General features: G+C 60.0%; 23 protein-coding genes and 1 tRNA gene. 8 read left to right on the top strand and 16 right to left on the bottom strand.

Going from position 1 to position 24,194, the window contains the following annotated elements:
- Positions 1–97 precede the first annotated feature (97 nt).
- The 4 genes from msrB to NB311A_RS04475 all read right to left on the bottom strand — a co-directional run bounded on the left by msrB (position 98) and on the right by NB311A_RS04475 (position 2,628).
- Entirely contained in the window at positions 98–511 is a 414-nt protein-coding gene (gene msrB / locus NB311A_RS04490; protein WP_009797269.1) for a peptide-methionine (R)-S-oxide reductase MsrB, read from the bottom strand.
- Positions 512–528: 17 nt separating this feature from the next.
- The gene (gene msrA, locus NB311A_RS04485) at positions 529–1,248 is read right to left on the bottom strand and encodes a peptide-methionine (S)-S-oxide reductase MsrA (RefSeq protein ID WP_009797268.1); all 720 of its coding nucleotides are present in this window, start codon (positions 1,246–1,248) and stop codon (positions 529–531) included.
- A gap of 230 nt (positions 1,249–1,478) precedes the next feature.
- The gene (locus NB311A_RS04480; RefSeq protein WP_009797267.1) at positions 1,479–1,748 is read right to left on the bottom strand and encodes a hypothetical protein; all 270 of its coding nucleotides are present in this window, start codon (positions 1,746–1,748) and stop codon (positions 1,479–1,481) included.
- Positions 1,749–1,752: 4 nt separating this feature from the next.
- Positions 1,753–2,628: a UTP--glucose-1-phosphate uridylyltransferase gene (locus tag NB311A_RS04475; RefSeq protein ID WP_009797266.1), complete on the bottom strand. Its 876-nt coding sequence runs from the start codon at positions 2,626–2,628 to the stop codon at positions 1,753–1,755.
- A gap of 333 nt (positions 2,629–2,961) precedes the next feature.
- Between NB311A_RS04475 and NB311A_RS04470 the strand changes: the two genes are divergently transcribed.
- Both NB311A_RS04470 and NB311A_RS04465 read left to right on the top strand, forming a co-directional pair.
- The gene (locus NB311A_RS04470; protein WP_009797265.1) at positions 2,962–4,398 is read left to right on the top strand and encodes a lytic murein transglycosylase; all 1,437 of its coding nucleotides are present in this window, start codon (positions 2,962–2,964) and stop codon (positions 4,396–4,398) included.
- 321 nt (positions 4,399–4,719) lie between these two features.
- A complete protein-coding gene (locus tag NB311A_RS04465) occupies positions 4,720–6,333 on the top strand; it encodes a DUF459 domain-containing protein (RefSeq protein ID WP_040673965.1) in 1,614 nt (537 codons plus the stop codon).
- A gap of 208 nt (positions 6,334–6,541) precedes the next feature.
- On the opposite strand, the gene NB311A_RS04460 is transcribed toward NB311A_RS04465, so the two are convergent.
- The 4 genes from NB311A_RS04460 to NB311A_RS04445 form a co-directional block, all read right to left on the bottom strand.
- On the bottom strand, positions 6,542–6,877 hold the full coding sequence (locus NB311A_RS04460; RefSeq protein ID WP_009797263.1) for a hypothetical protein: 336 nt from the start codon (positions 6,875–6,877) through the stop codon (positions 6,542–6,544).
- A 225-nt stretch (positions 6,878–7,102) separates the two neighbouring features.
- Positions 7,103–8,557: a glutamate synthase subunit beta gene (locus tag NB311A_RS04455; RefSeq protein WP_009797262.1), complete on the bottom strand. Its 1,455-nt coding sequence runs from the start codon at positions 8,555–8,557 to the stop codon at positions 7,103–7,105.
- 136 nt (positions 8,558–8,693) lie between these two features.
- A complete protein-coding gene (gene gltB, locus NB311A_RS04450) occupies positions 8,694–13,442 on the bottom strand; it encodes a glutamate synthase large subunit (protein ID WP_009797261.1) in 4,749 nt (1,582 codons plus the stop codon).
- A gap of 467 nt (positions 13,443–13,909) precedes the next feature.
- Positions 13,910–14,371 (bottom strand): Hsp20 family protein, encoded by a 462-nt coding sequence (locus tag NB311A_RS04445; RefSeq protein ID WP_009797259.1) that lies wholly within the window; start codon positions 14,369–14,371, stop codon positions 13,910–13,912.
- A 213-nt stretch (positions 14,372–14,584) separates the two neighbouring features.
- On the opposite strand from NB311A_RS04445, the gene NB311A_RS04440 reads away from it, so the two are divergent.
- The gene (locus NB311A_RS04440) at positions 14,585–15,529 is read left to right on the top strand and encodes an alpha/beta fold hydrolase (RefSeq protein ID WP_009797258.1); all 945 of its coding nucleotides are present in this window, start codon (positions 14,585–14,587) and stop codon (positions 15,527–15,529) included.
- 133 nt (positions 15,530–15,662) lie between these two features.
- Here NB311A_RS04440 and hisN read toward each other — a convergent pair whose 3' ends face one another.
- Both hisN and NB311A_RS04430 read right to left on the bottom strand, forming a co-directional pair.
- Positions 15,663–16,448, bottom strand: coding sequence for a histidinol-phosphatase (gene hisN, locus NB311A_RS04435; protein WP_009797257.1), 786 nt, complete (start codon positions 16,446–16,448; stop codon positions 15,663–15,665).
- A 521-nt stretch (positions 16,449–16,969) separates the two neighbouring features.
- The gene (locus NB311A_RS04430; protein ID WP_009797256.1) at positions 16,970–17,857 is read right to left on the bottom strand and encodes an N-formylglutamate amidohydrolase; all 888 of its coding nucleotides are present in this window, start codon (positions 17,855–17,857) and stop codon (positions 16,970–16,972) included.
- 171 nt (positions 17,858–18,028) lie between these two features.
- On the opposite strand from NB311A_RS04430, the gene cpdR reads away from it, so the two are divergent.
- Positions 18,029–18,391, top strand: a complete 363-nt coding sequence (cpdR, locus tag NB311A_RS04425) for a cell cycle two-component system response regulator CpdR (RefSeq protein ID WP_274533938.1) — start codon at positions 18,029–18,031, stop codon at positions 18,389–18,391.
- Between the two features lie 73 nt (positions 18,392–18,464).
- Positions 18,465–18,539 (top strand) — tRNA-Val (locus tag NB311A_RS04420).
- Positions 18,540–18,563: 24 nt separating this feature from the next.
- Here NB311A_RS04420 and NB311A_RS04415 read toward each other — a convergent pair.
- Genes NB311A_RS04415 through NB311A_RS20015 form a run of 5 tightly spaced genes read right to left on the bottom strand, consistent with a single transcriptional unit; the run spans position 18,564 to position 21,164 of the window.
- Positions 18,564–19,580 carry a hypothetical protein gene (locus NB311A_RS04415; RefSeq protein ID WP_131522879.1) on the bottom strand — a complete coding sequence of 339 codons (1,017 nt, stop codon included), beginning with the start codon at positions 19,578–19,580 and terminating at the stop codon, positions 18,564–18,566.
- The gene (locus NB311A_RS21510) at positions 19,577–20,044 is read right to left on the bottom strand and encodes a helix-turn-helix domain-containing protein (protein WP_131522878.1); all 468 of its coding nucleotides are present in this window, start codon (positions 20,042–20,044) and stop codon (positions 19,577–19,579) included. Before NB311A_RS21510 ends, NB311A_RS04415 begins: the two co-directional genes overlap by 4 nt.
- The gene (locus NB311A_RS04410) at positions 20,022–20,228 is read right to left on the bottom strand and encodes a hypothetical protein (RefSeq protein WP_009797253.1); all 207 of its coding nucleotides are present in this window, start codon (positions 20,226–20,228) and stop codon (positions 20,022–20,024) included. The genes NB311A_RS21510 and NB311A_RS04410 overlap by 23 nt, the downstream gene beginning before the upstream one ends.
- Positions 20,225–20,962 carry a hypothetical protein gene (locus tag NB311A_RS04405; protein ID WP_009797252.1) on the bottom strand — a complete coding sequence of 246 codons (738 nt, stop codon included), beginning with the start codon at positions 20,960–20,962 and terminating at the stop codon, positions 20,225–20,227. Before NB311A_RS04405 ends, NB311A_RS04410 begins: the two co-directional genes overlap by 4 nt.
- Positions 20,943–21,164 carry an Arc family DNA-binding protein gene (locus NB311A_RS20015; RefSeq protein ID WP_040673948.1) on the bottom strand — a complete coding sequence of 74 codons (222 nt, stop codon included), beginning with the start codon at positions 21,162–21,164 and terminating at the stop codon, positions 20,943–20,945. The genes NB311A_RS04405 and NB311A_RS20015 overlap by 20 nt, the downstream gene beginning before the upstream one ends.
- Before the next feature lie 114 nt (positions 21,165–21,278).
- On the opposite strand from NB311A_RS20015, the gene NB311A_RS04395 reads away from it, so the two are divergent.
- From NB311A_RS04395 to NB311A_RS04380, 3 genes are all read left to right on the top strand, one after another.
- Complete coding sequence (locus NB311A_RS04395; RefSeq protein ID WP_009797251.1) at positions 21,279–21,662, top strand: Arc family DNA-binding protein; 384 nt, start codon at positions 21,279–21,281, stop codon at positions 21,660–21,662.
- Between the two features lie 682 nt (positions 21,663–22,344).
- A complete protein-coding gene (locus NB311A_RS04385) occupies positions 22,345–23,250 on the top strand; it encodes an ATP-binding protein (protein WP_009797249.1) in 906 nt (301 codons plus the stop codon).
- A complete protein-coding gene (locus NB311A_RS04380; protein WP_009797248.1) occupies positions 23,244–23,534 on the top strand; it encodes an STAS-like domain-containing protein in 291 nt (96 codons plus the stop codon). Before NB311A_RS04385 ends, NB311A_RS04380 begins: the two co-directional genes overlap by 7 nt.
- 22 nt (positions 23,535–23,556) lie before the next feature.
- Here NB311A_RS04380 and NB311A_RS04375 read toward each other — a convergent pair whose 3' ends face one another.
- On the bottom strand, positions 23,557–23,955 hold the full coding sequence (locus NB311A_RS04375) for a hypothetical protein (protein ID WP_009797247.1): 399 nt from the start codon (positions 23,953–23,955) through the stop codon (positions 23,557–23,559).
- Positions 23,956–24,194: the final 239 nt, after the last annotated feature.

Raw genomic sequence — 24,194 nt, 5'->3', positions numbered from 1 at the left:
GCGAGCTGATGTTCCCGCCTTCATCACGGGTCGATATCCATCCCCGGGGGCTCGTGGCGCGGGAAGCGTGGAATTTCGAGGCAAGCTCCCCAAATCGTTATTTGGGTTCGAGTTTAAGGGCCGCCGAATTGATGCAGTAACGCAAACCGGTGGGCCCTGGGCCGTCATTGAAAACATGGCCGAGATGGCCGCTACACCTGGAGCACAACACCTCGGTACGGCTCATGCCGTGGCTGGTGTCGTGTTCCTCATCGATGTGGCTGTCGACCGCGGGCGCGGTGAAGCTGGGCCAGCCACACCCCGAATCGAACTTGGCGTCGGATTCGAATAGCGTCTGTCCGCAGCCGGCGCAGACATAGGTACCTGCGCGGCGCTCGTGTTCGTATTCGCCGGAGAACGGCCGTTCGGTCGCCTTCTCGCGCAGGACCGCATATTGCATCGGCGTCAGCACCTCGCGCCATTCACTGTCGCTCTTCGTGATCTTGGCTGGCACAGTCTTGCTGTCTGCCATGACTTCTCCTCTATTCTTCAGTTCGTGGCCCTGGCTCTGCCGACCAGCGTCGGCTTCTCGATATAGTTTGGCACGAAAACCCTTTGCAAATTCCGGATCTTCGGACGGTCATAGTTTGCGATGTAAGGTTCGTCAGGATGCAGCGTCAGGTAATCCTGATGATAGGCCTCGGCTGGAAAGAATCCCTGCAGCGTTTCGACCTTGGTCACGATCGGCTTATTGTAGACCCTGGCGGCGTTGAGTTGAGCGATATAGGCATCGGCGACTTTCTTCTGCTCGTCGTTGAGCGCGAAAATTCCGGAGCGATATTGCGTGCCGGTGTCTGGCCCCTGGCGGTTGAGCTGGGTCGGATCATGCGCTACCGAGAAGAATATCTGCAGGATTTTTCCATAGCTGATCCGCTTTGGATCGAACCTGACTTCAACCGACTCCGCGTGTCCCGTGGTGCCGGTGCTCACCAATTCATATTTGGCGGTTTTCTTCGCGCCGCCGGCGTAACCCGAGACCGCGTTGACCACCCCGGCGGTGTGCTGAAATACGCCCTGGACGCCCCAGAAACAGCCGCCGGCGATGACCGCGGTCTGGATGCCGTTGGCAGCTCTCACATCCAGAGCCGACGGCGGAATAATCACAGCGTCTTCGGCGCGGGATGCTCCGGGGAGGAGCCACGACAACGCTGCTGCGCCCGCGACAAAAGCCGCGACGAAGACCTTACGTTTGAACGGATTGCGGGTCATGCATGGTCCTTCGCACAGCCTCAAAAGGTCGCTCTCAAAAGGTATGCTTCACAACAGCGCCGCTTTTGCAGCGTGTACGTGCTCAAGATACGTTGAGATGGCCGTTTTGTTACCGGCTGTGGTGATATGGCAGGCCACGAATTCGTGAGCGACGTCCTGAGGTGACCGCAGGGGGGTGGAAGCGGAAAGGCTCCAACGCGGGAAGCCGGCACGACTCGCGTCACTGCTGGCTACCGGAAGCGCGGCCGCTTTGCGTCCGCGCGGCGGAATCGGACACCCTCATTGTCGCCGAGGCGTGTCGCGACATAACCGGCCGCGATGCAGGCTTCACGTTGCGGCATTCGTTGTTCGGGTGCGCGCGCCGTGTCCCACCACGACGCGCGCTGCGCCGCGCGCGGCAGATCGTCGTCGATAATTTGCTCGATCTGCGCGAAGCTCAAGACGAATTCGACCTGCGTCTGTTGTTTCAGGTAATTGCGCAACGCATCGTAGTTCGGCACCGCGTTAGGTCCTGAGATATTTCTTCATTTCCGCGCGCAAGCCCTCGCGAAGATCGGGGCGCGCCATCCCGAACGCGATATTCGCGCGCAGGAAACCCGCGCGCGAGCCGCAGTCGTGGCGCTCACCGTCGAATTCGAGACCGTAGAAGGGCTGCGATTTCGACAGACCGATCATGGCGTCGGTGAGCTGGATCTCACCGCCGGCGCCGCGTTCCTGGTTTCCGAGAATTTCGAAGATCTCCGGCTGGAGGATATAGCGTCCGGTGATCGAAAGATTTGACGGCGCGGTGCCCTTCGGCGGCTTCTCCACCATGCCATCGATCTCGAAGATATTGCTGCTGCGCTTGCCTACGCCGCAGATGCCGTAATTATGGGTCATGTCGTCGGGCACCGCTTCCACCGCGACAACGTTGGACTTCGGTCCAAGAGTCTCCGCAGCCTGCATCATCTGCTTGAGGCAGCCCGGCGTGTTCAGCACCAGTTCGTCCGGCAGCACCACCGCGAAAGGCTCGTGGCCGACGATGTCGCGGGCGCACCACACCGCGTGGCCAAGCCCGAGCGGCGCCTGTTGTCGGGTAAAACTCACCGCACCGGCATCGGGCTGGAATTGCGCCAGCAGATCTGTTTCTGCCTTCTTGCCGCGCGCCTTCAATGTTTCGTCCAATTCGAACTGACGGTCGAAATGGTCCTCGATTGCGCTCTTGTTGCGGCCGGTCACGAAAACAAAATGCTCTATGCCCGCTTCCCTGGCTTCGTCGAATACATATTGGATCAACGGCCGATCGACGATCGTGAGCATTTCCTTCGGCATCGCCTTGGTGGCAGGAAGGACGCGGGTGCCGAGGCCGGCAACCGGAAAAACGGCTTTGCGGATTTTCATATCGATTCTGTGGTTGTTTTGCAGGTGGGATGAGACGGTCTGTTGGTGTGTAGTTAGCCGGTTTTGCAACAGGGAACAAAGACGGATATGTGGTCGCCCTCCGGCTGGCCCGCAGCGGCGAAGCACGATAAAAACCGGATGCGGTGAATGTGTGCCGGTTGCCGGTTCCCTGATTCAGGGCCGCAATGGACGAATTCGTCGTCGCATGAACCCCTCAGGGGCAAGCCGCGACCGATTGTCCTTATCCGGCTGGAAAAAGACCCGTTGTTAAGCTGATAGAAACTGTGACAGGGCCTCCTGAGATCGGGACTCTTCATTTGATATAGGTCAGGCATGGTTGCGACGCAGGGATGGACGCGCGGAATAGGAATGGCGGCGGTCGTCGTGGCGCTTGCGGTGCTTGTGCTGCCGGACGAGACGCGCGCGCAGGCGCCGAACGGCAACGGCATCCAGGGTTTTCTGGACAACCTCTTCACCGGTTCGATCGCGAATGGCGGGCAAAACGCGTCCCTGGCGCCGCGCGTTGGATCGCAGGAAGTTCTCTCCGCGCCGAAACAGCCGGCGAGTTCGGCCGCGACGCCCTGGAGCGGCGAGGACGGCGCGTCCGGTCATCCGCTGATGACCGCTGCCGCGATTCGTCGGGCCGCGGCGAATTTTTCGAGCTGCGTCGCGGCCATGTGGCCCGATGCGGCGCGGCGGCACATCACGCGCGAGAACTTCGAGCGCTTTACGGCGGGGCTGTCGCCCGATCTCCGCATCATGGACCTGATGGATTCGCAACCGGAGTTCACCAAGGCGATCTGGGATTATCTCGATATTCTGGTCAATGATGCACGCCTTGCACGCGGTCGCGAAATTCTCGCGACCTACAAGCCGCAGTTCGATGCCGTCGAGAAGGCTTATGGCATCGATCGTTACGCGATCGCTGCGATATGGGGCATCGAATCGAACTATTCGACGCGGATAGGTGACCGCAGCGTGCTGCAGTCAACGGCGACGTTGGCGTGCGTCGGCCGTCGCCAGACGTACTTTCGGGATGAGTTTCTGGCCGCACTTGAGATCCTCAATCGGGGTGATCTGCGGCCGGAGCAGATGCGCGGCTCATGGGCGGGCGCATTCGGCCCGACGCAGTTCATGCCGACGGCATTCAAACGTTATGCCGTCGATGGTGATGGTGACGGCCGTCGCGACGTGGTCGACAATCCGGCTGACCTGATCGCATCCACCGCCAACAACCTGAAGAAAGACGGTTGGCAGACCGGCAGAACCTGGGGGTACGAGGTGGTCGTACCCAACAACTTCAACTACATGCTGGCGGATCGCGCCAAGGCGATGACACTTGCGCAGTGGGAGCAGCTCGGCATCCGGCGCGCCGGCAACAAGGCGTTCCCGCATTCCGCCGACCGCGCCTATCTGCTTGCGCCCGCTGGCGCCGGAGGGCCGGGTTTCCTGATGTTGCAGAATTTCCGGGTCTTTATGAAGTACAACCCGGCGGAAGCCTATGCGCTGGCGATCGGCCATTTTGCCGACCGGTTGCGTGGCGGAGGATCCTTCGTGCAGCCGTGGCCGCGGCAGGAGCGGGTGTTGTCCCGCGCCGAACGGCTTGAGCTACAGCAACTCCTGGCGCGGCAGGGTTTCTATCGCGGAACTCCCGACGGCCAGATCGGTAGCCGGACACGGGAAGCGTTGCGCAGCTTTCAGGCTTCGGTCGGGGCGCCTGCCGATGGTTTTGCGTCATCCGACGTGCTGGAACGGCTGCGGCGACGGTAGGGCCCGTTAAAGTCCGCCGGGGGGTAGGGCGGGCGGCTCGGCAGGTATTGCTAAGGGCAGGTATTGCTAAGGGAATGCGTGCGACCTGCCTGTGAAGCCCCAGACTTACACGTCGCTTTTGGCGCGAAGGTCGCCCGCTTGCGGCCCAATTTCGCTATTATGGCATGGCTAGGGTCTTTCCGCTTCTGATAGAATGAGGAGAGAGGCTCCATAATTCTGATTTGACGCGTTTTCTTCACGCGAACCAGTATTCATCCTCGGGTCAAGCCGGAGGACATGTTTCGCTCGAAAACGCTTGGAGGTTCCTTTGCGATTGAGCGTATGTCCGGACCCGAATCGCTGCTTCGCCGACTAATCGGCCGTGGACCATGCATCGCGCTGGTGGTCGTTGTTGCGACGCTGGTCGCCGCGCCCGCTTCGGCGCAGTTTTTCAATTTCGGCTTTGACCGCCCGGCGCCGGCGCGTCGCGGCGGCGGCGGCGGAGGAGGCTGGTTCGGATCGGACAATCCTTTCTTCGCGCCCTTTCAACAACCGCCGCCAAGACAGCAAGTACAACAGCAGCGGTCGCGTCCGACGGAAAACTATACGCACGCGCCACCACCTGAAAAGCGGGACACCGTGCCTGAGCGCAATGTGCTGGTGCTCGGCGACGCCATGGCCGACTGGCTTGCTTATGGCCTCGAGGATGCCCTCAGCGAGACGCCCGAGATGGGCGTGATCCGAAAGCATAAGACTATCTCCGGCCTCATTCGCTATCAGCCGAAGGGCGAGCCCGCGGATTGGACGGCCGCGGCGAGAGCCATTCTTGCGGCCGAAAACCCGGCCGCCATCGTGGTCATGCTGGGCTTGCACGACCGCATGTCGATTCGTGAAGCGCCGGAAAAGGACAAGGGCGGCAAGCCGGACGACAAGAAAAAGGCCGATGCGGACAAGAAGAAGGAGGGAGCCAAGAACGACAAGGCTGATGAAGTTGCCGAGTCCGGCAAGCCGGCCGACTCTGAGCTATCTCCGGATGATGCCGCCGGCGATCAGTCTGTTATAGCCAAGGAGAAAAGCACGCGGTCGCCTACCGGGGTTGCCGAGTTCCGCAGCGATCGCTGGGCCGAACTCTACAGCAGGAAGATCGATGAAATGATCGCGGTGCTTAAGTCGAAGGGCGTGCCGGTGTTCTGGGTCGCTCTGCCTGCTGTGCGCGGCACAAAATCAACGGCCGATATGCTGTTTCTCGACTCACTCTATCGGGGCGCCGCAGATAAGGCGGGTATCACTTACGTCGATATCTGGGATGGGTTCGTCGACGAGGCGGGCCGTTATATCCAGCAGGGACCGGATTTTGAAGGTCAGATCCGTCGTCTTCGCTCATACGACGGCGTATTCTTCACCAAGGCGGGCGCGCGCAAGCTTGCACATTATGTCGAGCGCGAGATCACGCGCGTGCTGACGGCGCGTTCGGGGCCGATCGCAATCCCCACTGAGCCTGACACGCCCGACACCGACGTCAAACCTGGGCAGTCGTCGCCGCGTCCGCTGGCTGGACCGATCTTGCCGTTGGTGGCCTCGTCGTTTGGGACCGACCGGTTGCTCGGCGGTCCCGGCAGCCGCCCCGCAGCGATCGACGCGCTGGCGGTGCGAACGCTGGTGAGGGGCGAACCGTTGTCCGCGCCTGCCGGACGTGCCGACGATTTCGTCTGGCCGCGCCGCGAGGTCAACCTTGAACCGGCCAAGGCCGATGCGCCGGTCGTGACGGATGGTGTCACGCCTGCTTCGGCCGCTAAGTCGAAGAAGCCGCTACCCGCTTCTTCTGCTCAGCGGTCGAATGGATCGCCGGGAGTTCGCCCTTTCCCGCCTGCACAGGCGGGAAGATCGCAGGCGCCATCTCGTCCGCCTCCTAACTCCGGACTGCCCGGATTCTTCTCGGACCTGTTCTCGCGGTAATTGTCCCACAGCGTTTTCAAGCGAAGCGATACCGGTTTGCGCGAGGAAAACGCGTCAGGTCAAAATCATAGAGCCCCGCTTCTGATTCCATCAGAAGCGGATAGGCTCGAGAGCGTGTTTCAACTGCGTTGAACCAGACCCGTCGCTTATCTTTTTTGTTTGAGCACGATCTTTTCCGAAACCGGTTTCCACCTTTCGGCATCATGACCTAATGCCCGAGCTGCGCCCTGTAGTCGTCGAGCACACCCTGCACGCGGTAGCAGCTCGTTGCGTCCGGCGTGAAGCTCACCCACTTTTTTTCCGCCTCCACGAACACCTGCGAGTCCTTCGTGCCGCGCGCCCGACCGGCCGCCATATTGATTTTATCGGATTTCGAAAGATAGGCGTCCAGCGCTGTCAGGAGTTCGTCGGTCTGACCCGGCGTAATCAGGTTCTGCTGTTCGCAGCGCGAAGCGGCGGCGAAGAACGAGCCGGCGCTGACGGCGACGTGACGAGACATCGCCTGTGCAGGCACGATCGGGATGGCGGCGATCAAGAAAACCATCCAACGCGATGTCGTCACTTTCGCCGTCCCCCCAATTTGTCGTGACAGTAACGCGCGGGGGACGGTGATCAATTCACAGATTGTCTCTGTGCACGGTTACGTGGGGCATGTGGATGGCTGCCGATGGAGCCTACAAATCGGCTAATTCCAAGACGAGATTGGTTGCCGGGATTGCCTTGATGATTCGCGACCAAAATGGACGTCGCGGAGCAACAACCGTACGGCTTATCGTGGCAGGGTGGTAGATCCCATCAGCATCTGGTCGATGGCGCGAGCGCACAGGCGCCCCTCGCGGATCGCCCACACGACCAGCGACTGGCCGCGGCGCATGTCACCGGCCGAGAACACTTTTGGTAGCGAAGTTTGAAAGTCCTGCGTATTGGCGCGGACGTTACCACGCTGGTCGAGGTCGAGGCCAAGGGTCTTGAGCAGACCCTCGTGCACGGGATGCACAAAGCCCATCGCCAGTAGCACGAGATCAGCTTCCAGCTCGAATTCGCTGCCTGCGATCGGCTGGAACTTGCTGTCGACATGGGCGCAGTGCAGCCTGGTCACCTTGCCCTCGATGCCGGAAAAACTCTGTGTCAGCACGGCGTAGTCGCGCTTGGCGCCCTCGGCCTGGCTTGACGATGTGCGCATCTTCAAAGGCCAGTTGGGCCAGGTCAGCGGCTTATTCTCATGCTCCGGCGGGGCCGGCATGATTTCGAGCTGCGTCACCGACTTCGCGCCTTGCCGGAACGAGGTGCCGATGCAGTCCGAGCCGGTGTCGCCGCCGCCGATCACCACCACGTTCTTGCCGGTCGCGAGGATGTCCGGCGCGTCGAACGACTCATGGCCATTGCGGCGGTTCTGCTGCGGCAGGAAATCCATCGCAAAGTGAATGCCGTCGAGATCGCGGCCGGGGATCGGCAGATCGCGCGGCGCTTCCGCGCCGCCGGTCAGAGCCACCGCGTCATGGTCTCTGACGAGTTGCGCCGGATCGATCACGCCTGTTGTGTTCCCCCCGACCGGCTTGCCGTAGTGGAAGATCACGCCTTCGGCCTGCATTTGCTCCAGGCGGCGGTCGATGATGTGCTTTTCCATCTTGAAGTCGGGAATGCCGTAGCGCAGCAGCCCGCCGGCTTTGGCATTCTTCTCATAGACATGCACCTCGTGACCGACGCGCGCGAGTTGCTGCGCGCAGGCAAGCCCCGCGGGACCCGAGCCGATGACGGCGACTTTCTTGCCGGTCTTCTGCGTTGCGACAAGCGGCTTCAGCCAGCCGTTGTCCCAGGCGCGATCGACGATGGCGCATTCGATCGTCTTGATGGTGACCGGATTGTCGTCGATGTTCAGCGTGCAAGAAGCTTCGCAAGGTGCCGGACAAATGCGGCCGGTGAACTCCGGAAAGTTGTTGGTGGAGTGCAGCGTTCGCGAGGCCTCTTCCCAGTCATCCCGATAGACGAGGTCGTTGAAATCCGGAATCTGGTTGTTGACCGGGCAGCCGGGCGTGCCCGGGGCGACCGAGCCGGTGCCGTGGCAATAGGGAACGCCGCAGTTCATGCAACGCGCGGCCTGGTCGCGCGTTTCCTTCTCGGATAGCGGGATCACGAACTCCTTGAAGTTCTTCACTCGCTCCGCGACCGGCGCGTACTTGCGGTCGCGACGCTCGATTTCCAGAAAACCCGTGATCTTGCCCATCGGACCTGATGCCTCGAAACCTGAATTCAAAAACCAAGTTGTGGTGTCGCGCGGTGCTGCGACGGAAACATGCTCCCTCTCCCCAGGGAAGAGGCGGCCGAACTCGCGCGTTCTCGTCTTATGTTCATAGCCTTGGTTACGCGCCTATCGCGATCTTCGGTTCGGCGTCCGCGTTGGCCTTCATTTCCTTCAATGCACGGCGGTACTCAACCGGTATCACCTTACGGAATTTCGGCAGGGAAACTTTCCAGTTCGCAAGAATATCGGTGGCGCGTTTGGACCCGGTAAGCTTGGCGTGGCGTGTGACCAGCACGTGCAGCCGTTCGACATCGGAATTCAGCAGGTCCTGGAATACGTCGACGCGCCCGTGCGCCTCGAGGTCGCCGCTGTGATGATAGGTCCCGGCATTGATCATCTCCTCTGATAACACCGGCTCGAGATCGACCATCGCGAGGTTACACAGTTTCGGGAAATCGCCGGCTTCGTCGAACACGTAGGCGACGCCGCCGGACATGCCGGCCGCGAAATTGCGCCCTGTCTTGCCGAGCACGACGACGATGCCGCCGGTCATGTATTCGCAGCAATGATCGCCGGCGCCCTCGACCACGGCGACTGCGCCGGAGTTGCGCACCGCGAAACGTTCGCCGGCGACGCCGCGGAAGTAGCATTCGCCCTCGATCGCGCCGTACATCACAGTATTGCCGACGATGATCGATTCTTCCGGCACGATGCCGGAATTTTCCGGCGGCCGCACGATGATGCGCCCACCGGAAAGACCCTTGCCGACATAGTCGTTGCCTTCGCCCTCGAGGTCGAAGGTGATACCTCGCCCGAGCCAGGCTCCGAACGCCTGTCCCGCCGTGCCCTGGAGGTGGACGCGAATGGTGTCGAGCGGCAGGCCGGAATGGCCATAGATCCTGGCGACCGCGCCCGACAGCATCGCGCCGGCTGAACGGTCGGTGTTGTTGATCTCGGTCTCGATCTTCACCGGTGCGCCGCGATCGAGCGCCGGCTTCGCCTCGGCGATCAGCTTGCGGTCCAGCACCTTCTCAAGGTGATGGTTCTGCGCCTCCGCGTGATAGATTTTCTGGCCTACCGCTTCTTTCTGCCGGTAGAACAGCTTTGAGAAGTCGAGTCCCTTGGCTTTCCAGTGCTTCACCAGCGCGGTCTGATCGAGCATCTGTACCTGGCCGATCATTTCGTTGAAGGTGCGGTAGCCGAGTTGCGCCATGATCTCGCGCACTTCCTCGGCGACGAAGAAGAAGTAGTTGATGACGTGCTCGGGCTGACCGGTGAAGCGCTTGCGCAGCACCGGATCCTGGGTCGCGACGCCAACCGGACAGGTATTGAGATGACACTTGCGCATCATGATGCAGCCGGCGGCAATCAGCGGTGCGGTGGCGAAGCCGAATTCGTCGGCTCCCAGCAGCGCGCCGATCACGACGTCGCGCCCGGTCCGGAATCCGCCGTCGACCTGGACCGCGATGCGTGAGCGCAGCTTCTCCCGCACCAGCGTCTGGTGGGTTTCCGCCAGCCCGATCTCCCAGGGAGAGCCTGCGTGCTTGATCGAGGTTAGCGGCGACGCTCCGGTGCCGCCCTCGAAGCCCGCGATGGTGACGTGATCGGCGCGGGCCTTGGCCACGCCGGCAGCGACCGTGCCGACCCCGATCTCGGAGACCAGTTTCACCGAGACCAGACTCTCCGGATTGACGTTCTTCAGGTCGTAGATGAGCTGCGCGAGGTCCTCGATCGAATAGATGTCGTGATGGGGTGGAGGCGAAATCAGCCCGACGCCAGGCGTGGAATGGCGTACGCGTGCGATGGTTGCGTCGACCTTGTGGCCGGGCAACTGTCCGCCTTCGCCGGGCTTCGCGCCCTGCGCCATCTTGATCTGGATCATGTCGGAGTTGACCAGATACTCCGTGGTGACGCCGAAGCGCCCCGAGGCGACCTGCTTGATCGCCGAGCGCATCGAGTCGCCGTTCGGCATCGGCTTGAAGCGGTCGGCTTCCTCGCCTCCTTCGCCGGTATTGGATTTACCGCCGATCCGGTTCATTGCGATCGCGAGCGTGGTATGAGCTTCGCGTGAGATCGAGCCGAAGCTCATGGCGCCGGTCGCAAAGCGCTTGACGATCTCCTTTGCCGGCTCGACCTCGTCGAGGGCGACGGGCTTGCGCTTGTCGTCTTCGGCGGTTTTGAACCGGAACAGACCGCGCAGCGTCAGCAAGCGCTCGGACTGTTCGTTGAGGATCTTTGCGAACGCGCGATAGCGTTCCTGCGAATTGCCGCGCACGGCGTGCTGGAGGTTGGAGACCGACTCGGCGGTCCAGGCGTGATCCTCGCCCCGGGTGCGATAGGCGTATTCACCGCCGACATCGAGCGCGGTCTGATAGATTTGCAAATCGCCGAACGCATCCGCATGCCGGCGCACGGTTTCTTCCGCGATCTCCGCCAGGCCGACGCCCTCGATGCGGGTATGCGTGCCGGCGAAGTACTTCGCGATGAATTCGGCCTTCAGCCCGACGGCATCGAAGATCTGCGCGCCACAATACGACTGATAGGTCGAGATGCCCATCTTCGACATCACCTTGAGCAGACCCTTGCCGATCGACTTGATGTAACGCTTGACGATTTCCTTGTCGTCGAGGCTGCCCGGCAGGCGCTCCTTCATCGCGATGATGGTCTCAAACGCCAGATAGGGGTTGATTGCCTCGGCGCCGTAACCGGCGAGACAGGCGAAATGGTGCACTTCCCGCGGCTCGCCGGATTCGACGACGAGGCCGACCGAGGTACGCAAGCCGACGCGGATCAGATGATGATGTACGGCGGCGCAGGCGAGCAGCGAGGGAATCGGAATCCGGTCGATGCCAATCAGACGGTCGGACAGGATGATGATGTTGACGCCTTCGCGGACGGCTGCTTCCGCGCAAGCGCAAAGTTCGTCGAGCACCTGCTCAAGGCCGTCTGGGCCGACGCTGGCGTGGAAAGTGATATCGAGGGTGCGCGAGACGAAGTGCGACTCCGCGACATCGGAGATCGAGCGGATTTTCTCCAGGTCGGCGTCGGTGAGGATCGGCTGATGCACCTCGAGTCGCTTGGTGGAGGCGAGACCCTCGAGGTCGAATAAATTCGGCCGTGGCCCGATGATCGAGACCAGGCTCATCACCAGCTCTTCGCGAATGGGGTCGATCGGCGGGTTGGTGACCTGCGCGAAATTCTGCTTGAAATAGGTGAAAAGTTGCTTGGGACGATCGGACAGCGCCGAGAGCGGCGTGTCGTTGCCCATCGAGCCCGACGCTTCCTCGCCGATGGAGGCCATCGGCGTCAAAAGGATGTTGATGTCCTCCTGCGAATAACCGAATGCCTGCTGACGATCCAGCAACGGCAGGTTCGAACGGGCGGTTTTTGCTGCTGCGTCCGGCAGATTCTCGACCTGAATCTGGGTGCGGCCGAGCCACTCCCCGTAGGGATGGCTGTTCGCCAGAGTGGCCTTGATTTCGTCGTCAGGGATAAGGCGTCCCTGTTCGAGGTCCACCAGCAGCATCTTGCCGGGCTGCAGCCGCCACTTGGTGACGATCTGATCTTCCGGAATCTTGAGCACGCCCATCTCGGACGCCATCACGATACGATCGTCGCTGGTGACGAGATAGCGCGCCGGGCGCAGGCCGTTGCGGTCGAGCGTGGCCCCGATCTGGCGCCCGTCGGTGAAGGCGAGCGCCGCCGGACCGTCCCACGGCTCCATCAGCGCCGCATGATATTCGTAGAAGGCGCGTCGTTGCTTATCCATCAAGGGATTGCCCGCCCACGCTTCGGGGATCATCATCATGACCGCATGCGCGAGCGAATAACCACCCTGCACCAGGAATTCGAGGCTGTTGTCGAAGCAGGCCGTGTCGGACTGGCCTTCATAGGAGATTGGCCATAACCGGCTGATGTCCTTGCCGTACAAATCGGAATGCACTGACGCCTGCCGCGCCGCCATCCAGTTGACGTTGCCGCGCAACGTGTTGATCTCGCCGTTGTGCGCGACCATGCGATAGGGATGGGCCAGCGACCAGGTGGGAAAGGTGTTGGTGGAGAAGCGCTGATGGACAAGCGCCAAGGCCGATTCGAAATCCGGCTCATGCAGGTCGGGATAGTAGCTGCCGAGCTGGTCGGCGAGGAACATTCCCTTGTAGATCACAGTGCGGCACGACATCGATACCGGATAATAGCCGGAGAGACCGCGTTCGCGCCGTTCAAAGATCGACTGCGAGATCGACTTGCGCAGGATGTAGAGCCGCCGCTCGAATTCGTCCTCGGTCGCGGCCGTGCCGTTGCGGCCGATGAACACCTGCATGTTGGCTGGTTCGGTCGGCTTGACGGTTTCACCCAGCGAGGAGTTGTCGGTCGGCACCTCGCGCCAGCCGAGCAGGGTCAGGCCTTCGGCCTTGATCTGATCGGCGATGATGTTCCGGATGATTTCTCGCCAGGCGGTTTCGCGCGGCATGAACAGCGCTCCGACCGCGTATTCTCCGGCCTTCGGCAGCGTGAAACCAAGCTCCTTTGCCTTTCGTGCGAAAAAAACGTGCGGGATCTGTAAGAGTATGCCGGCTCCGTCTCCGGCGCGCGGATCGGCGCCGACAGCGCCGCGATGTTCCAGGTTGCAGAGAATGCTGATCGCGTCGGAGACGATCTGATGGGACTTCTTGCCTTTGATGTTGGCGATGAAACCGACGCCGCAGGAATCTTTTTCCAGCGCGAGGTCGTAGAAGCCTTCTGCCGGAGGCCGCCAGGTATGTTCATAGCCTGCATGCTGATGCGCGGGTTCAAGCGGTTTCGGGGCCGACTCCGCTGCCGGTGAATGAGACCCGATGGTCTCCCGCTCGAACGATGGCCCGCTCATCTCAGTCCTTTCCCGGCCAGGATGTGATATCCCGAAAATGTCCGCGCCTTCGGCACACCTTGGGCGGCCGTGGCGCCCCGATCGACAACCTTGGGGCCGCCACTCGCAAGCCGCGAGCCGAAGTTTTGAGAATTCAAACCTGGCTGCCCGACATCCGCGGGGACAGCGAGCCTGCCATGCCCGTAAACGGACATCAGACGCCTGTATACGCGGCAACACCTCGGTGCCAAGCCGATCTTCAAAATATAAGACAGCTTTGCTGTCCTAACCGTCACATTGCCAAATTTTTCTCTATCATACAAGCGCCAGGGAGTCGCTGATGGCGTGGAGGTTATGCCCAAAACGCGACGGCGGAAAAATGGACCGGGCGCCGTCTCGCCTCCCTCAAGCGCTGCCCGATAAAAAGCGCCCCGGTGGAACCGGAGCGCTTTCCATGCTCGGCAAATTTATAATCGCCGAAGCCCGGATCAGGCGGCCGCCTTCTCGACCGCCGGTGTGGCAGGCGTGCTGGTCGAGATCGGAATGCTCCGGGGCTTCTTGGCCTCCGGAATTTCACGAACCAGATCGACATGCAGCAACCCGTTCTCCAGCGATGCGTTCTTCACCTGAACGTAATCGGCCAGCTGGAATGCGCGTTCGAAGGCGCGGGCCGCGATGCCGCGATATAGCACCTCGGCCTTTTCCTTGCCGTTCTCATTGGCGACCTTCTCGCCTTTGATCGTCAGCGTGTTTTCCTTCGCGACGATGGAGAGTTCGTTCGGGGCAAAGCCGGAGACGGCGACGCTGATACGATACGCGTTCTCGCCGGTGCGCTCGATGTTGTAGGGCGGGTAGCCCGGCGCGTCGCCATTGGCCTGATCAAGCAGATTGAAGAGGCGGTCGAAGCCGACAGTAGAGCGGTAAAACGGGGTTAGGTCGAAAGTACGCATGGTTCAGTCCTCCATTGAGCGACGTCAAATGAACCCGCCCGCCAGTCGGGCCGGGCTTTCGTCTGTGTGCAGCCTGATGATCCATGGTTCAGACCACTGGTAGCGGCCTGCACGAAAGTGATATGGGAGAACCTTCAGGCAGGTTCAAGGGCGGGGACACGCGTGCCTCCAGACGACCCGCTCTCTCGGGCTTCTCCTCCAGCCGGTTCGGTCATGAGGCTTGTTTCAATCCCCGCAAATCCGGTTCCGGAGAATTGCGTTAGCGGCGCCGTGAGAACTTCCGACGGGGTCGAGTTGCGCTTCGCGCGCTGGCCGCCGACACACGGGCGCAAGGGGACCGTGTGCGTGTTTACCGGACGCGGCGAGCAGATCGAAAAGTATTTCGAGACCGTCCGAGACCTGCGCGACCGGGGCTTCGCGGTGGCGATGATTGACTGGCGGGGACAGGGGCATTCGTCGCGACAGTTGCTGGATCCGCGCAAGGGATATGTGCGTCGCTTCTCCGACTACGAAAACGACGTTCGCGCCTTCGTAAAGCAGGTGGTGCTGCCGGATTGCCCGCCGCCATACTTTGCGCTGGCGCATTCAATGGGAGGTACGGTGCTGTTGCGGGTGGCGCACGCCGGTAGGCGCTGGTTCGACCGCATGGTGCTGTCGGCGCCGATGATCGACCTGCCGGGACATCGCACCTCGTTCCCGGCGCGTGCGTTGCTGCGTGCGATGCGACTGTTGGGGCAGGGCGGCCGTTACGTTCCCGGTGGGAGCGACCAAATCACCGGCGTTGCCAGTTTCGCCGGCAATCCCCTGACCAGCGATCCCGTGCGGTTTGCCCGCAATGTCGCAATCCTTGAGGAAGACCCTTCGCTGGGAATTGGGTCTCCGACGGTGGCGTGGGTCGACACGGCCTTCCAGACGATGCAGGCTTTTCGCGCCGCAAGTTACCCCTCGCAGATTCGTCAGCCGCTGCTGTTGATCGCGGCCGGCAACGACGCCATCGTCTCCACCCCGGCCATCGAGCAGTTTGCCTGTCATCTGCGCAGCGGTTTGCACCTTGTGATCGCCGGATCGAAGCATGAAATCCTGCAGGAACAGGACCGCTATCGTGCCCAGTTCTGGGCAGCCTTCGACGCCTTTGTCCCTGGCACGCCACTGTTCTAGAGCATGATCCCGAAAAGTGGAAACCGGTTTTCGGAAAAGATCATGTTCAAACAAAAAAGATAAGCGACGAGTCTGGTGCAGTTGAAACAGACTCTAAAGTCTTTCCACCGTCGCCGTGAAGCGGGGGAAGGTTCTAGCAATTCAGCAACTTCAGCGCGGCCTCGTGGATACGGGGGTCGCCGGCGGCGATGACGCGGCCGCCTCCCTGCGCCGGCTCGCCTTCCCATGTCGTAATCACGCCACCAGCCCCGATAATGATCGGTATCAAAGCCGCGATGTCATAAGGTTTCAGTTCCGTCTCGATGACGAGATCGAGATGGCCAGCGGCCAGCATGCAATAGGAATAGCAGTCGCCTCCATAGCGGCTCAGCCGCACCTCGGCTTCGACCTTGCTGAAGGCCGCGCGGTCGTCTGGATTCATCAGGAGCGGGCTTGTCGTGAACGAAGTTGCTTCCTTCAGCGACGCGCATCGCCGCACAGCGAGTTTGCGTCCGTCCGACGGTCCTCGATAGCGAGAGGAGCGATTGTCACCGCTGAATCGCTCGCCAATGTAGGGTTGATGCATCATGCCGAACACCGGCATTCCACGATGGAGCAGTGCGATCAGCGTGCCCCAGATCGGAAAACCTGCGATAAAGGATTTCGTGCCGTCGATGGGATCCAGCATCCAGACATAGTCGGCGTCTTCGTTCCGATTGCCGAATTCCTCGCCGACGACGCCGTGCTCCGGAAAATTCGCCTGGATCATCCGTCGCATCACCGCCTCGGCCGCGCGATCGGCCTCCGTTACCGGATCGAAATCGCGACTGACACTCTTGTTTTCGACGCCGAGAAGGGTCGTTCTGAAAAACGGCAGGATCGTTTCGCCCGACGCCGTCGCGAGACGGTCAATAAAGGCGGTAAAGTCAATCACCGTCACGCTATACCTCACCGGGCAATGTTCGGGCGTCGCGCCCGCCAGCTAAGCCGCCTCCTATACATGGCCGGATCGGATACCGCATCGTCTGCCGTTCCATCGATGCATAGTTTTCCCGTACTCGTAATTATCGGCCGCATCGATCGTGGATCGGATGTTGCGGTCTTGAATGCCTGGGCCGGATCGCGGGAGGATGGACGCAATATGAATATAAGATATTGAAATTAAATAATAAAATATGAAATCCTGCAGAGGCTGATAGATGGAAACGCCGGATGGAAAGGATGGAAGTAGACCTAATTTAAACGGGGCCTTGGTCGAAATCCCTTGCATTTTGTGCAGCGCGGTTACATATTGTGCGCTGCGGTAGCCAAGTCGCGCTATCGCTTGCCCTCCTTGGGCGTTTCCTCCCTATAACTTGGGTCGCTTGTTCGACGAGCGGCCCTTTTTCTTTGCAACCGCTTTGCAGGGGAATTCGGGCTCTCGCCGATCCAGCTTCCGAACTTTGATTGCGCGTCGGGAATCTACTCTGCGGCGGACCGGAAGGAGCCGAGATCACCGAGCGGGATGGCGGCCAGGGCATCGGCGAGCGTCAGGAAATCGGCTGCAACCTGGCTGAAGCGGGGTCCGCGCTCGCGCCGCTCTTCGTCCATGTAGATCGCTCGGTTGAGTTCGAGTTGGACCGCGTGCAGTCCGCTGGCCGGATTGCCGTAATGTTCGGTGATAAATCCGCCCGCGTAGGGCTTGTTGCGGGCGACCGAGTAGCCGAGGCTGCTGGTCACGTCATCGATGACGTTCGGTATCTGCTGCGCGCAACTGGTCTCATAGCGATCACCGATCACGATGTCCGGCCGCCTGGGTTCGTCGGGTGAGATGCCGGTCGATGGCATCGAGTGGCAATCCACAAGGATGACCGTTCCGAATGTCTGGTGGGCCTTGTAGATCAGCCGTCGCAGCGCGCGATGATAGGGCTTGTAGAGAAGTTCGATCCGGCCGAGCGCATCGTCCACGCCCAGACGCTCGCGATATATTTCCTCGCCGTCGCCGACCACGCGCGGGATAGTGCCGAGACCACCCGCGACCCGCATCGATCGCGTATTGGCGAAACTCGGCAGCCGTCCGGTGAACATTCGCGGATCGAGTTCGTAAGGTTCGCGGTTGACGTCAACGTAGGAGCGGGGAAAGTTGACCCGGACCACCGGAAAGCCGGCATCGGTCAGGCCATCGATCAATTCATCCATGAACGAATCTTCTGACCGGCGCAGGCCGGCGAGATCGATTCGCGACGCGGACAGAAATTGCTCCGGATAGACCGAACCGGAATGCGGAGAGTTAAAGATGATGGGGGATCGCCACATCGCCGGCTCAGCGATCTCGAAAGGAGGCGGTTGGTCACCGTCAAACTGGCTCATCGCCGGCGTCGTCCCTGCGCAGCCGCCTGTCGAATTCGTCTGGACAGGCGTTTCTGAATTTGCATTGTCGATAATCGCGCCCGTTCTGCCAAGCCAAAGTTCGTTTTCACTCCAAATTTACCAGATTTAGCTTATATTGAGTGCTCCTCCAGCCGGGCTCCGATGACCTCCATCATGCATAAAATCCTCCTCGCCGAAGACGACAACGACATGCGCCGATTTCTGGTTAAGGCGCTGGAGAACGCCGGTTTCAAGGTGTCGTCCTATGACAACGGCTTGTCAGCCTATCAGAGATTGCGCGAGGAGCCATTTGAAATGCTTCTCACCGATATCGTCATGCCGGAAATGGATGGCATCGAGTTGGCGCGCCGCGCTTCGGAACTCGACCCCGACATCAAGATCATGTTCATCACCGGCTTCGCCGCCGTCGCGCTGAATTCCGATTCCGAGGCGCCCAAGAATGCCAAGGTGCTGTCCAAACCGGTGCATCTGCGCGAGTTGGTGAGCGAAGTGAACAAGATGCTGGCGGCTTGATTCTGGTGTCCGCTGATCCTTGCCTGTTCGCGCGGGAGCCGATATAGGACCGGCGACCCTTGTGGGAGTTTACGGGCGCGTAGCTCAGCGGGAGAGCACTACCTTGACATGGTAGGGGTCACAGGTTCGATCCCTGTCGCGCCCACCACTTTCCGCCCTATTCATCGGCACTTTATGCGACATCGCGACCTCCTTTGATTGCGCGGAGCGGCGCTTTTGCACGTCCCTTGCACGAAAACAGAGAACGGGAGCAGTACGCCTGCAGGTCCCGGATGATATTGTCGGTGGCTTGCATGGCCTCGGACAGGTAGTCCGGGTCATTGTGCTCGTACCAATTGGCCGTCCGGCTCTCGTCGTGACCGAGCCACATATCTCGCTGTTCTTGTGACACTGGCGGGTTTTTTGACCTGCGAACGTACGTCGCCATGAAGTGGCGGAGGGTGTCTTGCGTGAAGCGATCCATCCCGCAGTCGACGGCCAGTCGTTTGAAGGTCCGCTTCATGGTCGTGACCGGCTTGCCGTCCCAAATCATCGGCGCACCTTCGCCCCACTCATCCAGCCAGCCGGTCAGATTGTCTGTGAGCCGAATCGTGGGGCGATATTTCTTGGTCTGCCTGCGACCCGGCGGGTTGAGGTTCAGCGTCCCGAACTCTCGATTGACCTGCACGGAAGGTCGGAAATCTAAAACAGCCTCCGGTCGCGCCCAGGTGTTCAGCGCCAAGATCACGAAGCGGAAGAGGTTTTCTTGCCGCCTGTCGATCGCATCGATGAATTGCCCGAGTTGCTGGAAGCTGGGAAGCCAGTCGCGCGGCGCCGATGGTGCCAGCGATGTAAGCTCGGCCACGCGCTTGGGCTGGGTGACGATGTCGGGAGCAGACTCGAGAAGTTGGATTTCATGCTCGTTGCCGAAGCCATCCCTTACGACGGACAGACGTCGACCGAACCGGAAGGCTGCAGACACGACGGCGAGATTGCGCGCGATGGTGCCGGCTGTATGGCTGTGCTTCGACGCACACCACAGCATAAACTCTTTCTGCCTCAGCGGCCCGAATGCCGACACCGCAGCCATCGGCACGATCTTCTCCGACAGATATTCGTTGACCAAGACAATGGCTCTGAAAGCCTGATCTGCGGACGGCTTATTCTTGGCGTCGTTCTCGTAGTAGTGGTCCAGCGCAACGCGGATCATGACACTACTCGGAGATTTGCTTCCGTCGAGCCGAGATTCTCCGACAAGCTCGATGAGCTTTTCTTGCGCTTCGGAGAGTATTTCTGTCCCAAGCGTTCGGCGACGAGTTGCGCCTGTTCGCTTGTCATACCAATAGGCGTAGAGCTTTGAGGTGTTGTTCGCAGATCCGATCCAGTAGCCGCCGTACTCCCACATTCTCGACGACACGGGCTTTCCTTTCGTTGCAGATAGCTGGCGATGGCGTCGGGGTGATACAGCACCATCCCGCGCTTGCCGCTGTAGAAGGGAATCTCTCCGCGCTGCCTCGCGCACCGCAACTCCTTCTCGCTTACCAGATGGGCGTAGCGGCGGCAGACTTCCGCCTCCGTCATCAGCTCATCGTATCGAGCGAGCGCGTTAGACGGGTTGCCCGGAAACCCGTCTAACGTTGCGTGGCCGGGATTATGAGCGCGCATGCTGCTCATTGATCATTTCCCTTATAGGGATCAGTTTTCGGAGCACATCTTCGTGGGCCACCACCAGACTACGAAGCGCGTCGTCGTCGATCATGTCCGGTGCGTTCAATGCAACGTGGATGGTTTGGACCGCCGCGATGACTTCGTCGACCAAGTCAATCGCCTCGACGGGGCGCGGGGGAACGATGATCATGCGACCAGTCCTCGCCGTTCGCATTCGTCCTTTAGGAGTTGCAGCGCTTTGGAAGCTCTGCAGTATTTCCACCGCACCTCGGTCACGGCGGCGTCTTCTTCTTTGGTCAGGGCGCGATCGGGCAGATGCTCCCAGTAATAGTCACGCTCCACCACGAGCCTGTAACCGCAGCGCGTCAGCACATCGATGTATTCTCCGGCATCGAATTGAGCGTTGCCGATGTCTTCGTCTTCATAGCCTGCAGCTTGAGAGAGAGCCTTGCTCAGCGACCGTGTTGAATAGCCGACAACCCGGCCGAGCAACTTCTTCTCTAAGCCCTCGGCCAGATATGGCCCGTCAGATAAGCCCGTGTATTCGGGGATTCCTCCCGAACCGGCCGGCGGGATATGAAGCGGCCGGAAGCCTCGCAGACTGCAGCACCACCACACCAGCCGTTTTGGCGACGGGGGCGGAGTGATTTGCGTCATCGTCGATTTAACCTGAACGATACGCCGCGCCCGGTTGCCGCTCTGGTACTGGATCAGAAAAAGTTCGCCGTTCTGGACGCTGCGGTCCGTCATGTCGATGACAGCGTATTCGCCTTCCTTGAGGTGCGGTTCGGAGCCGTCCTCCTCGATCCGGAAAGTCATATGGCCGTGCGGCAGCGTGGTGAACTCGGTGAGTGCGCGAAGCGGCTCGGCAACGGTTCTGATTGCGCGACTGCGATTTGGTGTGCTATTCTCTGATGAGTTCATTGGCTTTACCTTCGTGGGTTTGGCTGGAACCATGGCTCGGCAGCGCTCCAACGCTGGCCGGGCCTTTTGCTTTCATCCGCTCCCGAATGGCGCGGACAATCTCTGAGTTTTGAGAACTGGAGTTTTCCCGGGCCTCGGCCTGGATGAAGGCTTTGACATCGGGCGGCAGGCGCACAGCTACCTGCGGGTCGGCTCTTGACATAAAAGGTCTCCGATATCGCCTAATGCGATAACGATTAACCTTATCGCCTAGTGCGATAATTGAGTCAAGGGACTTTATCGCCTAGTGCGATATACTCCAGTCAGGAGAATCCGGATGGCCCAGAAGTCAAAGAGCCGAAAGTTGGATCAGTATATTGTCCGCTTTCCGGAAGGGATGCGCGATGCTCTGAAGGCTGAGGCGGAACAGAACGGGCGATCACTGAACGCTGAGATTGTCGCGAGGCTCGAGTATACCTTCGAAGAAGTGTTGAACGCCCTGGGCATTCAGGCGCTCGCAACGCGTATGCAGGCCACGACTGAAGCCCTAGAAAGCGTCTTTTACAACATACGAGAATTCGATCTCGAACAGTTCATGGCGGATCAGGCGAAAGCTGGAAACAAGATGCATTTTCGAGCCGAGGCGGTCGATTTTATAATGCGCGATTATCTTTCCAGTAAAGGCTATGCCATCAAGCGGTCACCGCCCTTCGACAAATGAGCGAGGGCTGAAGGTAAGGGTCGATGAACACGCCGGGACTTTCAAGTGCGGACCTAGAGCGGAAAGCCAAGCAGTTTTGGTACTGGAATGGCGATGATCCAGCGCCGAAGATTACGCACTGGACATCGCGCGGCACGTTTACAATCCGCCCGTGCACGCCAGGGCAGCCTCCTACTACCGAAGTACTCTTCAACGATAGGCCCCTCGGATACGGAGGCGGGTTCATCTCCAGTGATGCTTCAAACCTCTATAGCGGCTCTTACGACAAAGAGCTCGGCTTCAAAGCCTCGGAGATTTTACCGGCAGACATCTCACAGTGGAATGACTTGGGCGGGTGAATGGCTCGCGCCTGCACAGAGCTGAAGACGCTCCGATTTTCCCGCTAACATGGGATTTCCCAACTTTCCGCACAAAAAAAATAATCGCAACTAGGGGTTCAAAACCCCGGCGCCCAAACGTCTCACTATTGAAGGATTGAGGAACGCTCTCCCGCGTGCGGCATTGATTCACCGGACGGGAGCTCCGCACCCATCGATCCCGGACCCGAATTGGCCCGCTGTGGCCTCCAACTCCGGCGGGCCTTTTTGCGACCTTCCAATAAAAACCCGCCGGAGCGGGTTGAGGCGGAGCGGTAGCTTTCGGGATCTTTCGTCAAATGAACCTCTTGCCGTAAAGTCGCCGGATGAATGATTCTGCGACAGTACCGAGCTTTTTCATCCCTACAAAATTTGAAGGCGCTACTCTTTCTACTTTAGCCGAGTCGATTGCCTCGGGCTGCCCAAGCGGGCTTCCCTCAAATCTCGTCCTGGATTTTCAGAGGCTAAACTTCATTCAGCCGGCAGGAGTGGTTTTTCTCAGCAACCTAATTTGGTGGCTTCATCAAAATGGAACCGTTGTGCGCCTGACGAGCATCGACAAAAACGTAGGGGCCCTGCGGTATCTCGACGACTCCCGCTTTTTCGAACAACACTGCGGCGCCAAAGTTCGGGAAAATTCGTGCCCGCGAGAGACGACCATTCCGTTGCAGCGTATTGCCCCCAATCAAAGCCACGACTGGTTGGAGCACACATTCCTGCCGTGGCTCTCAAGTAGAGTCGGGAAGACACAAGCCTCGTTTTATGATCTCAAAACATGTCTATCCGAGCTGTTCAACAACATTCGGGAACACACCCGGTTGGATATCGGCAGCATCTTCGTGCAGCACTATCCCAGGCAGGATCGGATCAACATTTCGTTGGCGGATTTTGGGTTGGGTATCCCCGCCAAGGTCCGAGAAGTGCGGCCAGGGCTTCCTGACCCTGATACCGTCCTTTTGGCCGTTCAGGAAGGATTCACTACCAAATCCATCCCCGGGAATGCGGGATTGGGCCTTGATCTACTGCTAAAAGTTGTCATTGGAACCAATGCCGGACAGGTGACTATATACACCGGTTATGCGATGGTGACGTTCTACCGTAACGGATCAGGTAAAATTGAACATCGGGCCCTTAAAACTGCAGGTTTTAGTCCGGGAACGACCATAGATATTAACCTTCGTACGGATCTAATCGAGGAACTTCCGGAAGAGAGAGAGGAGCTGGAATGGTAACAATTCAGATTCACGATCTCGTGGCCGGTGCAAATACCGCCGACCAAGGGGCCAACGTGTTGCCTCACCTTCGATCAGCCATGGCGGCCGGAGAACCCTTCGTTGTGTCGTTCAGTAAGGTTCAGACCGCGACTTCGTCGTTCGTCAACGCGTCATTTGTGCCTTTGCTCAAAGAGTTTTCGCTCGCGGCCATCAAGGCGCAGATACGGGTTACTGACTCAACTCGACAAATCAACCAGATGATTAAAACCCGCCTCGAGCGGGTGGCTTTGGTGGACGCCTAGCGGGCGTCCACCGGCTTAGTCGTCACCGCTTCCTATCCGTGAGCGGAATCGTGGTGTGGCCCATCCCATCAGGCCGAGGCGGCTTACTGATCCGGTAGACGGTGCCGTCTGCGAGCCGCGTGATCTGATCGCCTGCTCGGGGACGCCATGGCATCCTTGCGTCTGCCATCAGCACCGTCGGGTGCCCGGCAGTCCATCCGTGTGCGCGACGATCCGGCCCCATTCTGGCATGCGGCAGCTCGGAGGATGACTGATCAGCCCAGATGCCGACGGCCTCGAACGTTGGCCGGGTAGCATCCGCAACCGTCGGCAGGTCGACGTCATCGACGGGCTTGAACGCCTCGAACCGAAACGTCTCGCCGAAGCAGTCGTTCACGGTGTCCGAGAGCATAGCAGCAAGATCATCGAACGGCGTTGTCATGGTTCACATCCTTGCTGCTCGCCGCCCGCAGTCTATCACGTGCATGAGCGAGCTTTCGGAATTCGTTGATCCTCCGACGTCTGCATGACGCGCAATACAGAGCGTTCTTAGGCCGCTCAACCGGCATCGGATCTTTGCAGACAATACAAGTCCGATCGGCCCGGGAGGCTCGAACAGCATCGCGTTCACGGGACCGGGATCTCCTGCCCCTGAACCTCCGGCCGCACACGTCGCCGCAA

This window comes from Nitrobacter sp. Nb-311A, from assembly GCF_000152905.1.
Taxonomy (GTDB): Bacteria; Pseudomonadota; Alphaproteobacteria; order Rhizobiales; family Xanthobacteraceae; genus Nitrobacter.
The sequence above is the reverse complement of the archived record's forward strand: the minus strand, read 5'-3'. Positions and strand labels throughout refer to the sequence as shown.

Coding starts and splice junctions, on each gene's coding strand:
- NB311A_RS04475 (WP_009797266.1), bottom strand. CDS start 2,628: ATGAAAATCCGCAAAGCCGTTTTTCCGGTTGCCGGCCTCGGCACCCGC.
- NB311A_RS04460 (WP_009797263.1), bottom strand. CDS start 6,877: ATGGTTTTCTTGATCGCCGCCATCCCGATCGTGCCTGCACAGGCGATG.
- NB311A_RS04375 (WP_009797247.1), bottom strand. CDS start 23,955: ATGACAACGCCGTTCGATGATCTTGCTGCTATGCTCTCGGACACCGTG.
- NB311A_RS04440 (WP_009797258.1), top strand. CDS start 14,585: ATGAGGCTTGTTTCAATCCCCGCAAATCCGGTTCCGGAGAATTGCGTT.
- NB311A_RS04445 (WP_009797259.1), bottom strand. CDS start 14,371: ATGCGTACTTTCGACCTAACCCCGTTTTACCGCTCTACTGTCGGCTTC.
- NB311A_RS21510 (WP_131522878.1), bottom strand. CDS start 20,044: ATGAGCAGCATGCGCGCTCATAATCCCGGCCACGCAACGTTAGACGGG.
- NB311A_RS04405 (WP_009797252.1), bottom strand. CDS start 20,962: ATGAACTCATCAGAGAATAGCACACCAAATCGCAGTCGCGCAATCAGA.
- NB311A_RS20015 (WP_040673948.1), bottom strand. CDS start 21,164: ATGTCAAGAGCCGACCCGCAGGTAGCTGTGCGCCTGCCGCCCGATGTC.
- gltB (WP_009797261.1), bottom strand. CDS start 13,442: ATGAGCGGGCCATCGTTCGAGCGGGAGACCATCGGGTCTCATTCACCG.
- NB311A_RS04415 (WP_131522879.1), bottom strand. CDS start 19,580: ATGATCCGCGTTGCGCTGGACCACTACTACGAGAACGACGCCAAGAAT.
- msrB (WP_009797269.1), bottom strand. CDS start 511: ATGGCAGACAGCAAGACTGTGCCAGCCAAGATCACGAAGAGCGACAGT.
- NB311A_RS04465 (WP_040673965.1), top strand. CDS start 4,720: ATGTCCGGACCCGAATCGCTGCTTCGCCGACTAATCGGCCGTGGACCA.
- NB311A_RS04385 (WP_009797249.1), top strand. CDS start 22,345: ATGAATGATTCTGCGACAGTACCGAGCTTTTTCATCCCTACAAAATTT.
- NB311A_RS04395 (WP_009797251.1), top strand. CDS start 21,279: ATGGCCCAGAAGTCAAAGAGCCGAAAGTTGGATCAGTATATTGTCCGC.
- NB311A_RS04470 (WP_009797265.1), top strand. CDS start 2,962: ATGGTTGCGACGCAGGGATGGACGCGCGGAATAGGAATGGCGGCGGTC.
- msrA (WP_009797268.1), bottom strand. CDS start 1,248: ATGACCCGCAATCCGTTCAAACGTAAGGTCTTCGTCGCGGCTTTTGTC.
- NB311A_RS04380 (WP_009797248.1), top strand. CDS start 23,244: ATGGTAACAATTCAGATTCACGATCTCGTGGCCGGTGCAAATACCGCC.
- NB311A_RS04455 (WP_009797262.1), bottom strand. CDS start 8,557: ATGGGCAAGATCACGGGTTTTCTGGAAATCGAGCGTCGCGACCGCAAG.
- NB311A_RS04430 (WP_009797256.1), bottom strand. CDS start 17,857: ATGAGCCAGTTTGACGGTGACCAACCGCCTCCTTTCGAGATCGCTGAG.
- NB311A_RS04410 (WP_009797253.1), bottom strand. CDS start 20,228: ATGATCATCGTTCCCCCGCGCCCCGTCGAGGCGATTGACTTGGTCGAC.